The 12,994-nt window shown below is 51.2% G+C and carries 10 protein-coding genes and 1 pseudogene; 7 read left to right on the forward strand and 4 right to left on the reverse strand.

Annotated features, from left to right (window positions below):
• A partial coding sequence (locus ACN0IC_RS11360; RefSeq protein WP_416878899.1) for a hypothetical protein occupies nucleotides 1–191 on the reverse strand: 191 nt, incomplete at its 3' end.
• Nucleotides 192–370: 179 nt separating this feature from the next.
• Here ACN0IC_RS11360 and alr point away from each other — a divergent pair.
• A complete protein-coding gene (alr, locus tag ACN0IC_RS11365) occupies nucleotides 371–1,492 on the forward strand; it encodes an alanine racemase (protein WP_416878900.1) in 1,122 nt (373 codons plus the stop codon).
• Nucleotides 1,493–1,532: 40 nt separating this feature from the next.
• On the opposite strand, the gene ACN0IC_RS11370 is transcribed toward alr, so the two are convergent.
• Both ACN0IC_RS11370 and ACN0IC_RS11375 read right to left on the reverse strand, forming a co-directional pair.
• Nucleotides 1,533–2,423: a retropepsin-like aspartic protease gene (locus tag ACN0IC_RS11370; RefSeq protein WP_416878901.1), complete on the reverse strand. Its 891-nt coding sequence runs from the start codon at nucleotides 2,421–2,423 to the stop codon at nucleotides 1,533–1,535.
• A gap of 153 nt (nucleotides 2,424–2,576) precedes the next feature.
• Complete coding sequence (locus tag ACN0IC_RS11375) at nucleotides 2,577–4,724, reverse strand: penicillin acylase family protein (protein WP_416878902.1); 2,148 nt, start codon at nucleotides 4,722–4,724, stop codon at nucleotides 2,577–2,579.
• 134 nt (nucleotides 4,725–4,858) lie between these two features.
• Here ACN0IC_RS11375 and ACN0IC_RS11380 point away from each other — a divergent pair, with 134 nt between their 5' ends.
• Genes ACN0IC_RS11380 through ACN0IC_RS11395 form a run of 4 tightly spaced genes read left to right on the forward strand, consistent with a single transcriptional unit; the run spans nucleotide 4,859 to nucleotide 7,548 of the window.
• A complete protein-coding gene (locus tag ACN0IC_RS11380; protein WP_416878903.1) occupies nucleotides 4,859–5,257 on the forward strand; it encodes a Kazal-type serine protease inhibitor family protein in 399 nt (132 codons plus the stop codon).
• Nucleotides 5,254–5,724: a cupin domain-containing protein gene (locus tag ACN0IC_RS11385; RefSeq protein ID WP_416878904.1), complete on the forward strand. Its 471-nt coding sequence runs from the start codon at nucleotides 5,254–5,256 to the stop codon at nucleotides 5,722–5,724. The genes ACN0IC_RS11380 and ACN0IC_RS11385 overlap by 4 nt, the downstream gene beginning before the upstream one ends.
• Nucleotides 5,725–6,912: a vWA domain-containing protein gene (locus ACN0IC_RS11390; protein WP_416878905.1), complete on the forward strand. Its 1,188-nt coding sequence runs from the start codon at nucleotides 5,725–5,727 to the stop codon at nucleotides 6,910–6,912.
• A 60-nt stretch (nucleotides 6,913–6,972) separates the two neighbouring features.
• On the forward strand, nucleotides 6,973–7,548 hold the full coding sequence (locus tag ACN0IC_RS11395) for an FKBP-type peptidyl-prolyl cis-trans isomerase (RefSeq protein WP_416878906.1): 576 nt from the start codon (nucleotides 6,973–6,975) through the stop codon (nucleotides 7,546–7,548).
• A gap of 148 nt (nucleotides 7,549–7,696) precedes the next feature.
• Here ACN0IC_RS11395 and ACN0IC_RS11400 read toward each other — a convergent pair whose 3' ends face one another.
• Nucleotides 7,697–10,540: a M16 family metallopeptidase gene (locus ACN0IC_RS11400; protein WP_416878907.1), complete on the reverse strand. Its 2,844-nt coding sequence runs from the start codon at nucleotides 10,538–10,540 to the stop codon at nucleotides 7,697–7,699.
• 137 nt (nucleotides 10,541–10,677) lie between these two features.
• Between ACN0IC_RS11400 and ACN0IC_RS11405 the strand changes: the two genes are divergently transcribed.
• On the forward strand, nucleotides 10,678–11,334 hold the full coding sequence (locus tag ACN0IC_RS11405; protein WP_416878908.1) for an HAD-IB family hydrolase: 657 nt from the start codon (nucleotides 10,678–10,680) through the stop codon (nucleotides 11,332–11,334).
• Between the two features lie 140 nt (nucleotides 11,335–11,474).
• Nucleotides 11,475–12,994 (forward strand): annotated as a pseudogene (locus tag ACN0IC_RS11410) (hypothetical protein); the annotation flags it as partial.

Genomic DNA, 12,994 nt, shown 5'->3' on the forward strand with positions numbered 1-12,994 from the left:
GGAGCAAGGGACAGCGAGGTTGAGCATTCACCTGTGACAGGGTGAACTGTGCCGGGCCACCGAGAGTGGGTTAGCCTGCCTACCGCGTCCAGAAGCTGTAAACGGCTTCGTCCCGGCGCGACTGTGGGAGCCATGTAAGAGGCCGCTCCGGTTCCAATCGCTGCCGCAGAGCTTTGGTTCTTGCGAAACACATATTTATTTCGGTCTCCGGCAGGAGCCGAAGCTCTGCGGGCTGTCCACCTTTTTCAAGGACGAACGCCAAAGCTGACCCCCTGATGGGCAGTGACCAATTCGCGCTGTCCCGCAAAGGAACATCAATGCGCCGCCAATTCTCCTTCCCTCTGCCGCAATCCTCCGCTACGTCCCGCTTATGACTTTTCAGCCTTCTTATTCCACACGTCCCACGCTTCGCGTTGATCTTGATGCGCTCAAGGCGAATTATGCCGCTTTGAGCAAGCTCGCCGGAGCGGCCAAAATTGGCGCCTCTGTCAAGGCAGATGCATATGGTCTCGGCGCTGTTCCTGTCGGGCGGGCGCTTTACGGGGCGGGCTGCCGTATTTTCTTTGTCGCCACAGCGGGCGAAGGCAAAATTCTGCGTGACGGCATCGGCCCGAATGCGGCCATTTATGTACTCAATGGCCCGGCCCCGCGTGACAAGGGCGTCCTGCTCGGCGCGAAACTGAAACCCGTGATCAATTCCCTGGAGCAGGCCCGGTTCTGGGCAAGCGTCGCCGATGAAGTCAACGAACCTCCCTATACCGCCATCCACATCGATACAGGCATGAACCGGCTGGGTCTGCCCCTGGACGATCTGACGGAACTGGCGCGGGATAAAAAGCTTTGGAAATCGCTCAATCCGGAATGGGTGATGAGCCATCTTGCCTGCGCAGGTGAAGCGTCCAACCCTATGAACAAGACCCAGCTCGAGCGGTTTCGCAAAGCGGCGGCGCAGCTCCCCCTCACCCCTTTATCACTGGCGAACTCAGCCGGGATATATCTTGGAAAGCCTTATCATTTCCAGATGGTGCGTCCGGGCATCAGCCTTTACGGAGGACAGGCCACGACCAGGCCCGAACAGGAAGTCACGCAACCCGTTGTGACATTGCTCGCGCCGATTTTGCAGGTGCGATACATTAAGGCGGGCGAAACCATCGGCTATAATGCCAGCTTTACCGCCGATAAGGACATGCGCATTGCCGTGGTCGGGGCTGGTTATGCGGACGGCATTCCGGTGTCTCACTCCAATAAAGGCACAGCGATCGTGCATGATATGGAAGTCCCGATTGTCGGCCGCGTCAGTATGGATTTGACCATATTGGACGTCACCGAGGCGCGGCTGACCGTCGAAATGGGCGGGGTGGCAGTCTTCCGCGGCTCACACCTCGAAGCCGAAGCCGGCATTGGCGAAACGCTGAATTACGAGCTTCTGGTGCGTCTCGGCCAGCGCTGCCGCCGCGATTACTGGAAGCCCAAAAAAGAAGATAATCGTTGATTTGTCTAGAGCTCAGGCGAGCTCCAAGCCTGATTATGCGTTAAAAGTCCACCCCGTCCTGATAGATTTTTGGCTCCACCAAGATCCGGCTCCGATGTTTCGGTTTCAGGGACAGGATGTTTCGTTCAAAGTCGATAAAAACTTCCTCACTATCAAGAAAATTCAGTCCGACAATGGCCATGAAACGTTCATCGACCCCCAGAATTTCCAGCCCGTTCAGGCGCATTATAAGGAACTCCTTATCTTCCCAAATGGCTTCATTTGCTTTCGCCAGATCAACCCGCACTTTTATGGAGGGACGAAATTTTCCTGTTGCGCCTTGATATTCCCAGTCCCGACGTAAGGCATCATAGACTTTTCGGAGCTTTGGATGACTTTTTAGACCCCAATTCATGACATTGAGCTCCGCGCCTGTATCCAAAAGCACCGGTATGAGATCGCCCGACATTTGCATTTCAAAAAAATGCAGAGACCGACCATCTTCTTTGAAGGGGTTGGGAAAAAGCGGAATATCCTGCCAATTGGACGGCGGCAGAACAGTCAGGTCTTTGGGAATGAGTCTGAGAAAGGCTTGTTTCCGTGAAAAATGAAGCGAAAAATCTCCGAGGATATCCATGCCCAGTATACCATCATAATGAATGGATTTCTCCCGGTTTGGCAGAACCACGAATGTTTGGTCTGAAAAACTGAATTGGCCCAATCTAATCATGGGAATATTTATCAATTCGCGGCTACCGACACTCGAAAGGCCGTGAATATTGACTTCCGTAAGATCATTGTCACTTGCAAACAGTCTTCCATGCGCCCGTTCGAACAAGGCCGAACGGGTCGCGCCCGTATCAAGAATGAATTTCAGCCGCTCGCCATTGATCTCCACATCGGGAAGCACAACCAACCCCTCCTTTTCAAAGGAAACGGGAAACTCGCTCATTTGCGGGCTCTTGGGGAGGTCCTTGAATCGAATATGTCCGGGAGGAAGAGACACACATGCGCCAAGGGCAAAAGCGAAAAGGAAAAGGAACCACTTAAGGGCTTTCGGGACTAGCCTTTGCGCTGCTCTGACTCTTTCCATCTCAATCCAATATTATTGACCCTGCCCCGGATAATAGTCTCTTTCCGCCAAAGGTAAAACCTCTTCCAACATCATTGGCATGGGCTTGAACCGACCTTCGGAGAAAAGCGGGGCCTGGTCGGCGTAATGAAGGGAGTCTGCGTCCAGAGTTGCCGCGCCGTATTGATGGATAGAGACCAAATCAAGCTCTCCCGCCTCATTCCAGTCGGCCACCATGATATGGGTATCACCGGCAAAGGCATTCATCGTGCCTTTCTCCGCAACCCCGTCCCGATTGGCATATATGGCACGCAGAACATCCGGCGCGCCGTCCAGCGGCAAATCGATTTCGCCGCGCTGCAAGCGGTTCACCTCGCCCCATTCCGGGTCAAGCCGGCCAAAAGCCAGACGCAAGTCTTCGGCGCTTTTGCGGAGCGCCTCCACCGGGTCCATTTCATTTTCCTTATATTCATAACCAAGCGCCCGCGTCCCGGTAATGACGGCCAGAGCCGCGCCTCGTGAACTCCGATCCGTATTGCCGTCCCAATTGCGCAAAACCTCTTTCGCGTCTTGCAAAATCGGTTCATCATAAGTGCGCGAGACCAGATCGACAACAAGCTGCATCAAATCAGATTGCGGGTCATAACGTGTGTCTGCACGATAACTGAGCAGATCCTCTCGCGAAATAGACTCGTCATTGGCCAAAAGCTCCAAGGCCCGAAGAGAGCGATTGGTAATCCGGTCTTCAATTCCGAACGTCTCTGAGAAGTCTTCACGGCGATTATTGCACGCTGGATCTGTCACATTGAACGGCGTCGCATTGGCTGAGAAAACCCATCCACATTCCGGATTCCAGATTTGCGGCATATCGCTTAAGGGGCGAAAATCCGTCCAGATAAGCTCCGATTGATCACCGGGCAGAATACCTTCCCATTCGGGCCCCTCAATTCGGTTCGGCATTTTGGCATTATAGATCTCGCCAATATTTCCCTCTTTATCGGCGTAAACGATATTGAAGGAGAGCACGTTGTTCTGCGCGACGGCCTCCCGCCACTCGGTCATATTGGCCGCCTTTCCCATATCGTACCATTGCTGCAAAGCGCCCACGCCTTGGAGACCGGAAAAACGAACGGCGTAATGTCCTGTCGGCGTGGACAGAACCGGGCCGTGTTCGGACCAGAGAACATCGCGTTTCACCGGAAAGGAAAACGGGCCAAAAAGCTTCACCCGAAATTCAGATGCCGTTTTCTCAAAATCCTGCCAGTCCCCGTCCAGCCTGTACTGCGCCGGATTATCAAAATCATCGACCTCCAAGGCATAAATATCAATCAGGTCAGGACGATTGACCGTCTGCGCCCATCCCAGATCCGGATTTACGCCCTGTGCAATGATTGGCACGCCGGGAAATGTCGCCCCGGCTATATTCATGCCTTCCTCAGACACCATATGCGCCTCATACCACGCATAAGGCCCCGTCATAGGTTGATGCGAATTCAGGATGAGGCGTGTGTGTCCATCCGCGCTCCGGGACGGCGCGACGGCGAAGGCATTTGAGCCCCTCACCGCATCGGGCAGATCCAATTTCGCCGTTTGCTGCCACGGCGACACATTGGGTTTGTCTTCGGCGGTGAACAGTTCTTCCAGATACCCATCGAGACGATAAAAAAACGGCGTTGCCCAGGTAAATCCCGCCAGAACGTCTTGCTCCGTAATGGGCAGGACAGCCGGTAAAACGTCCTCTGGATGCTCAAGCGCATACAGATTCAGAGCGTCGGCATAGCCTTTCGCCACCGCTTTTACATCGTCACGAACTTCTGACTCATATTTGCTCTCAACAGCTTCATGAACTTTGAACAAATCAAAAAGATAGTCCTGAGGCGCAACTGACTTACCCTTATATTGCGCGCTCATTCCGCGGGCGGCGATAACAACATCCTGGATGGTCTTCCAGTCATCTTCGGCATGGGCATAGCCAAACCCGAAGCTGGCATCCGCATCCGTCTGGCCAAAAACATGGGCGACCCCAAAATTGTCCCGAATGATACGCACATCATAGTCAGAGGCGACTTCCTTGATTTCATCCTCATTATAGTCGGCCCCCGAAGGCGTCCATAAATAGAGCCCCCCTCCTATCAGAATTACAAGAACAAGAAGGGTAATGACTTTAAGCGCTGTTTTCATAAGAACTATGTGCCGCCTCCGAACGCCGAGGGAAAGGATAAAGTTTTGCATAGGGTTTGTGCGGGAGGGACATATATCTTACAGATGACAAGCGATAATATGTTCAAATACAAAATTTGCCGGAGACCTAATTTATGAAACAGCTCTTTATTGTTTTGTCATTCTTCTGGTTAAGCGCCTGCGCCGCACCGAATTCTGAGGCTCCGGCCAGTCCGCCTCCTCCAGGCAGTCCAAACCAACCTCACCTGCCTCCTCCTTCGCACTCTGATGAAGATCAGGCGGAAGATGAACGGGCCTATTGCGGCGGCATGGTTCAAGGGGAAGGCCCTCAATGCGCGGCGAATGAATTTTGCAAACGGACGATCGGCGATATGTGCGGCGCCGCAGATGCGCCGGGTCGGTGCACAGTTATTCCTGAAATCTGCACACAGGAATATCGGCCGGTTTGTGGCTGCGATGGCAACACCTATTCCAATGAATGCGCCGCGAACGCAAAAGGCGTCAGCGCCTCTTATAAAGGTGAATGTAAATGAAGCGCCTAATCCTGTTCTTTTCGGCCTTAGGACTGACGGCCTGTACGGGCGATACTAATGTCCCTAATGCCTCGAATGCCTCTCAAATTATGTCCCAAGCAGATGTGACGGCTGAAGAGGCTGACTGGGGAACCTTCTTTCCCTATTTCACGGAAGACACGCACGCGCTTAGCCCTGTTCTTGTCGGCGTGGCGGAAATCAAAGCCGGACAACAAATTCATCCGCCGCACAGACATGCGGATGAAGAATATATGATGATTACGAGAGGTCAGGGTATCTGGACGTTGAACGGACAAGATAGCCCCGCCCAGCAAGGCGACATCCTATTTGCCCGATCCTGGGATTATCACGGCATTCGCGCCGCGAATGGGAGCCCTTTAGAATTTGTGGTTTTCAAATATTCCGCTCGTGATAGGGCCATGCCAACTGATCCGGACCCATCTCTCCCCGAAGAGGCAAACAACTAAGTGTTTCATTCCTTCTTTACCGAACTTCGCGCCGCCAAGGTTCCCGTCTCGATACGAGAATATCTGACTCTGCTCGAAGGGGTAGAAAAAGGCGTGGCGCATGAAAGTCTGGATGGGTTTTACTATTTGTCTCGTACAGCTCTGGTCAAAGACGAACGGAATCTGGATAAATTTGATCAGGTCTTTTCTCATGTCTTTAGAGGGCTGGATTATGTCGGGGATATTTTTGGGGAAGAAGAGCACCAAATTCCGGCCGACTGGCTTCGGAAAATGGCAGAGTTACATCTTTCCCCCGAGGAAATGGCCGAAATAGAAAAGCTCGGCGACCTTGATAAAATCATGGAAGCGCTGAAAGAACGCCTCGAAAACCAGGATAAACGTCATGAAGGCGGGAACAAAAATATTGGCACAGCCGGGCGTTCGCCTTTCGGCGCTTATGGATACAACCCTGAAGGCGTACGCATAGGCCAAAAAGAAGGTCGCCACGGCAAAGCGGTTAAAGTCTGGGATAAACGCCAGTTCAAAAATCTCGACGGCGACAAAGAGATTGGAACGCGCAATATCAAAGTCGCTCTTCGCCGGCTACGAAAATTTGCCCGCGAAGGCGCCGCAGAAGAACTGGATCTGAACAGCACGATCAAAGGCACGGCAAAACAGGGCTGGCTCGACATTAAAATGCGGCCCGAGAGGCGCAACGCCGTAAAAGTTCTCGCCTTTTTTGATATTGGCGGGTCCATGGACGCGCATATTCAACAAGTCGAAGACCTGTTTTCTGCGGCGCGAAGTGAATTTAAACGTCTGGAATATTTCTATTTCCATAACTGCCTTTATGAACAGGTTTGGACAGACAATGTCCGGCGTATGAGCGAGGTTACGCCGACTTGGGACATCTTACATAAATTTGCGTCCGACCACCGCGTGGTCATTGTCGGAGACGCTGCGATGAGCCCTTATGAAGTCGCTGTACGCGGCGGTTCTGTCGAACATTGGAATGATGAGCCGGGCGGAGTTTGGCTGAAAAGACTGGTCGACATCTACCCTCACCTCGTCTGGATAAACCCGACATCTGAAAAGTACTGGGATTATTCGCAAAGCACACAAATGATACAGGACATAATCGGTAAGGATCGCATGTTCCCCATGACTCTGTCCGGATTAGAAGACGCCATGAAGGAACTTGCGCGCTAGTCAGTCGTATCATCCCCTGATATCCGCTTTTACAATCAACAAGCATAGAAAGGTACTCTTATGCGCGCTTTTAAAACAATAGCCCTTACCGGATTTTCCGCCCTCGCCCTGACGGCCTGTAATGCAGGCACTGACAGCGAAGATTTAGTCTATAACTGCCCAGCCGATCAGATGTTCACGTCTATTACGCCTTATGGCGAAGATGCAGAGGCTCCTGCCCTAGAGGGTACGGATTACGAGGCCTATCATATGGCAAATACAGAACGGAGCGACGTTACCACAACAGCGAGCGGCCTTCAGTATAAAGTGGTTCAAGAAGGCCTTGATAACGGCGCTTCCCCGGAAGGCGGCGAAATGGTCACAGTTCACTATCACGGCTATTTCCCCGATGGGTCAGTCTTTGACAGCTCCTATGATCGCGGCGAAACCATTCAATTTCCAGCCAATGGCGTCATTCAAGGCTGGATTGAATCTCTTCAGGACATGGAAGTTTGTGAAGCACGCACCCTCTACATTCCAGGAGACTTGGCTTACGGCCCTCAAGGGCGTCCCGGCATTCCGGCAAATGCGACGCTTCTATTCAATGTCCAACTGACAGGCGTTGAAGAGCCAGCCACCGTCACAACGGCGGAATAAACTCGCCAAATTTATACTTCAAAGCCGCCAAAATGGGCGGCTTTTTTTATGAACTACCCATAAATTAGCAGGCGTTTTTATAGTAAATATAGGCTTAAACTCTCAGCTATAGCTGAGAATAAACCTTAATCACCCTTAAGATTTGCTTTTATTTTTCCGGTAAGACTTGAATGTGATAAGCCGTGTCCTGAGAAAAAAGAGTTTTTGCACGGGCCTGGAGGTCTTCGAGCGTCATATTCTCAAATGCCTCGGATCGGGATCGGTGACGCCTCACTCTTTCTTCATCCGTTTGAGCCTCGGAAATAACGCTCATCCAATATCCATTACTCTCCAGTGAAGTCTCAATACTCTCTTTGACCGGCTTTATGGCACGTTCAAAGATATCTTCATCAATCTGGCCAGCTCTGAATTCCGCGGCAATTTCGTCGACCTTCGCGCTGACCCGGTCAATATCTTCGGGAGAGACTTCAAGGGAAACACCTACATAGCCGTAATCTGGAAAAGTTCGGGGCGTAAAGGAGAAAGCCGAGGGCGAATAGCTCGCTCCCTCCTCTTCGCGAAGAACTTCCGTCAGACGAAGTCTGAAAAGCGTAGAAATCATGGAAACTTCACGGCTTGTTTTGATATCCTGTCCGTCCGGCGCCGGCCAATATGTGCGGAGCATTGCAGTACTCGGATCTCCGGCATGGCTGAGTTTGACCGGCCGCGTATTGCCTTTCGGAAATTGGAGACTGACGTCCTCCTCCGTAGGCTTAAGAAAGGTATCCTGACGGGTCGGCAAAGCCCCGAATGTGCGGGCAATTGCGTCTATCGCTCTGTCCGGCGTGATATCGCCGACGACACCGATTTCCATCGCACTATCGACGAGATAGGGATCAAGCCAGTCTTGAACCATCCGGGTGTTCACCCGGAGCATTTCGGCTTCACTCGGAAATCCGAACCGATTATCCCCGGACCGGATCAGACGATCCACATCCCGAGAGGCAACACCACCAGGCGTTGAATCAAGCGTCGGATAGAACGAACGGATATATTTATCATATTGAGACTTTGCCTCGGGGCGATATCCGGGGGCTGTTGCATAAGCCGTCATGAGATCAAGCTGCAGATCGAGATCTTCCGGTACAGTCGTGCCGTTTATATAAAGACGATCATTGCCTAGGCTTTGACTGGCCCCGACGGATCGTCCTGCCATGATTTTACGGATATCATCCACTTTATGGGCCTCAAGCCCGCCCAGGCTCAGCGCGTTCGGGACAAAAACTCTCAAACCAGGCTCTTCCCGCGGCAGAAATAATTGCCCGCCGCCCATCGCGACAGAGACGGATATAACATCTTTCTGATAAGGCGTTTGTTTGACATTTAGTTTGACGCCATTGTCGAATACAACGCTTTCAAATCCGACGTCTTCGATTGTCTCCCGGCTGACGACCTCTCCTTTGGGGCCCCAATCCTTATAGGCAAATTCGAGTTTTTCTTCTTCCGCTCTTGGCTGAACAGGAACCGTTCGGGCGGAAGCAAGAGACGCCGTAAGCTTCTCATCGGCATTTTCAATTATCTCGGATGTCGAGAGGTAAAGCTGCGGAGCGTCCATCACCCCGTCCCATTGCGCGCGAAAAGTCTCGTTCACATCCTCCAGAGTTATGCCTTCTGCATAGTCGTTAAACCGTTTCAGGTCGTAGGCCGGATCTGTAACCACGTTCTCGTTCCCGAATGAGGATAGAATGGCGCGGGCCAGTCTGGGCGTCCGCCGGGTCGAGGAGGTCTGGACAGCAACTTCCAAAGCCTTGCGGGTGTTGGCAATTTGCTCATCGAGCTCGGCTTGCGAAAAGCCATACTCTAGAGCCTGACGCAATAAGGGCTCTGCCCCCTTTAACGCACTCGCCCATTTGCCTTTTTCCGGTTGAATTGTCAGGGAGCTCAACTCGATAATATCAAATAAAGTCGAATTGCTTGCAGAGGCGCTTATGAAAGGCGCATCCGTCGTTCGTGACAACTCCCCTAACCGGCGAGACAGTATCCGGTTGCCGAGCCCTTCCACAAAATTATCCCTGCGATTTGCAACCGTATCCTCTTTGACCGTAGCGGGACGAAGCGTGGAGAGTGTAAGGCTGGTCTGGATTTCAGGATTAACATAATAGTGCGTCCGGGCTTCTCGCCCCGGGAGTGTCTCAGGCTCGTACTTGGTCAAAGCCTCACCTTCAGCTTCCCAATCTCCGAAATATTGCTCTATTTTTTTGGCCGCATAATCAGTTTCTATATCGCCCACTAAAACAATAAACGTATTTTCCGGGCGATAATATCCTTCGTAAAATGCTCGGAACTGCTCCGGCGTGACCGCCTCAATTGTTTCAACTGTTCCGATTGGAATTCTGTCAGGTATCGGGCTGTCTCCCAGATAAAATTCTAGATTGTCGAGCGAAGCCTCAAAGGCAGGGCTGGTTCTTGCCCGTTTTTCAGCCTGAATGATCCCGCGTTCACGATCAATTGCGTCCGGATCAAGCGTGAGACGATCTGCCGTTTCACGCATAATCATGAGCGTCTCATCAATAAGCTCTTCATTTATTTCCGGCAGCTCCAATTGATACGTCGTTTGGTCAAAGCTCGTAGAGGCATTCGTATCAGCGCCAAAAGCCAGACCGAATTTCTCCAAACGCTTAATCATCTCGCCTTCGGGAATATTTTCAGAGCCATTAAAGGCCATATGCTCGAGGAAATGCGCAAGACCTTGCGTCTCATCCGTCTCATTCAATGAACCGGTGTCAATCCGCATTAATAAAGTCGCAGTTTTTGTCGGAGTCGAATTTGACCGGACGGCATAACGCACACCATTTGGCAGCTGGCCATACTCAACATTTGGATCAACTGTCAGATCGCTTTTATCCTGAGTAAACACAACAGGCGGATCGTTTATCTCCTGACCACCCTCACCCGAACAAGCCGAAAAGACCAAGGCTGTAAGGACCATGGGATAAACAAAAACTTTGCGCATTGAAAAAAACCTAACTAACGAACATAAGGTTGTCCTTAATGGTGGCTTTGAGAGGTCGCCGCAAGACCTGTTTGAGACATTAACCACATCAAAAACAGACACTTGAATTCCATCCCCCCTTGCGGCACGTCTGCTCTGTGAAACACGAATCATCGGATAAGTCTGCGAGCCAGCCTAAAGTCGTTCCGCCGCAGAATGGGCTCATCATCTTTGACTTTGACGGCACGATCACAACCAAAGACACATTTGCCCTCTTCCTCCGTTATTATGCTGGATTTTGGAGGTGGTTAAAAAACATTACGACCCTCCTCCCCGTCTTCATATCCTATAAACTGGGTAGAATTGATCGTCATGCCGTGAAAATCGCCGTGATAAGAAAGTTTTTTTCAGGCGAAAAAGTCTCGGACATTGAAAAACGAGCCCAAACATTTGCCGAAGACATCATTCCGGGTCTGATACGTCCTAAAGCTCTGGAACATTTTCGCGAAAAAATGACGGAAACAGATCGGGTCTATATATGTAGCGCCTCAATAACGCCTTATTTACTTTACTGGGCAGATTCTCTTAACTTTCCACGAAAAAACGTTCTCGCTGTGGAACTTAGCGAAAGCTCAGGAATACTTTCTGGTGAGATAGAGGGGTATAATGTTTGGGGAGAGAATAAAATCAATCGTATTTCCGACGCATTCCGTTCTAAAAATGTTCGCATCGCCGAAGCTTATGGCGATAGTGAGGGAGACAGGGAGTTATTAAACGCCGCTGAGGCGTCTTTTTTCAGACCTTTTCGCGTCTGACCGTCTCTGTCATTGAAATTTCAAGATTTCCTCGTAAACCGAGGATTAACATCTGGTCATACGGTTAACGTTTGGTTAGGTTATTGGAGAGTTTGCATTTTGCAAATGAATATTACTGGACTGTTCGGGGGTTTTACCAAATGAAACGCACTCTATTTTTGGCCGCATCGGCTGCCGTATTTGCAGCACCAACTATAGCTCAGGAACTGCCTCCCGGAAATCCACTACCCGGCGAATGTTTCGCCCGCGTCATCGTCCCTGCCCAGTATGAAACCTCTACAGAACAAGTCGTGCTTCGCCAGGCAGGTGAAGAGATTAGAAAGATACCCGGACGTTTTGAAACGGTCACGGAAAGGGTTCTTGTCCAGGAAGAAAGCTATGAATTGGTCGTTGTCGGCTCCGGCGGCACAATTATCCCAGGCCGCGGCGACATAACTGTTACAATCAATCAAACAGACTATAACATTGACTCCTCTAGAACCGTTTCAGATTCAACAGGACGCCGGATTGGGTCCGTTGACAGTGACGGCAATATAGTCGGTGCGAATGGAAACGTTCTAATTGCAAATGCCGTCGATCCGCTGACACTGATTGGCCGTGGAGCTTATCTAACTTCGCTCACCCTGGGTTCCAATACTTACGTAGTGGCGTCTGATCGCTCAGTTCGCAATGCGTCCGGCGCTCAAATCGGTAGAATTGACAATAACGGCAATCTCGTCGGCGCCAATGGTGATGTCATTTCCAGAAGCGCGGTAAACTCTTTCTCTGGCAGCACGGAAACGTCGGGACAGCCTTCCTTCAACACGGTCAATGAAACCGTTGTCGTTCAAGAGGCCTCTACCGAGTTAGTTGTTGTTCCGCCCGTTTACGAAACCGTGAATGAAACGGTCGTGGTTCAGCCAGAATCCGTCGAATATGTGACAATTCCGGCCGTTTATGAAACTTATGAAGATACGGTCGTCGTTCAGGAAGCCTCAACAGAGCTGGTCACGGTTCCGCCCGTTTTTGAGACTGTTACAGATACGGTTGTCGTTCAGGAAGCCACAACAGAACTTGTGACCATTCCGGCAACGTATGAGACCGTCACAGATACTGTCGTTGTCCAGCCTGCCGGCGTTGAATACACAACAGTTCCCGCCGTTTACGAGACGGTGACAGAAAATGTCGTGACGCAAGAAGCCTCCACAGAACTCGTGACTATTCCGCCCGTTTTTGAAACTGTGACGGATACGGTCGTCGTTCAGGAAGCCACAACAGAGCTTGTCACTGTGCCCGCCGTTTTTGAAACCGTCACAGATACAGTTGTTGCCCAAGAAGCCTCAACTGAACTCGTTACCGTTCCGCCTGTCTTTGAAACTGTAACCGATACGGTTGTCGTCACACCTGCTTCTGTGACCTATGAAACTGTCCCGGCGGTTTATGAAACCGTAGAAGACACAGTGACAGTGCAAGAGGCGTCTACTGAGCTTGTCACCATTCCAGCCACATATGAGACAGTTTCCGAGACAGTTGTCGTTCAGGAAGCGTCCACAGAATTAGTGACTGTTCCGGCTGAATTTGAGACCGTAACAGACACGGTGGTTGTTCAGGAAGCGTCCACAGAGCTAGTCACCATTCCGCCCGTCTATGAAACTGTAACCGATACTGTCGTGGTTCAGCC

It is taken from the genome of Litorimonas sp. (assembly GCA_029936425.1).
Lineage (GTDB): Bacteria > Pseudomonadota > Alphaproteobacteria > Caulobacterales > Maricaulaceae > Litorimonas.

Bases quoted from the DNA above. Each gene is read 5' to 3' on its own strand.
- alr (WP_416878900.1), top strand. From the start codon at position 371: ATGACTTTTCAGCCTTCTTATTCCACACGTCCCACGCTTCGCGTTGAT.
- ACN0IC_RS11370 (WP_416878901.1), bottom strand. From the start codon at position 2,423: ATGAGCGAGTTTCCCGTTTCCTTTGAAAAGGAGGGGTTGGTTGTGCTT.
- ACN0IC_RS11375 (WP_416878902.1), bottom strand. From the start codon at position 4,724: ATGAAAACAGCGCTTAAAGTCATTACCCTTCTTGTTCTTGTAATTCTG.
- ACN0IC_RS11380 (WP_416878903.1), top strand. From the start codon at position 4,859: ATGAAACAGCTCTTTATTGTTTTGTCATTCTTCTGGTTAAGCGCCTGC.
- ACN0IC_RS11385 (WP_416878904.1), top strand. From the start codon at position 5,254: ATGAAGCGCCTAATCCTGTTCTTTTCGGCCTTAGGACTGACGGCCTGT.
- ACN0IC_RS11395 (WP_416878906.1), top strand. From the start codon at position 6,973: ATGCGCGCTTTTAAAACAATAGCCCTTACCGGATTTTCCGCCCTCGCC.
- ACN0IC_RS11400 (WP_416878907.1), bottom strand. From the start codon at position 10,540: ATGCGCAAAGTTTTTGTTTATCCCATGGTCCTTACAGCCTTGGTCTTT.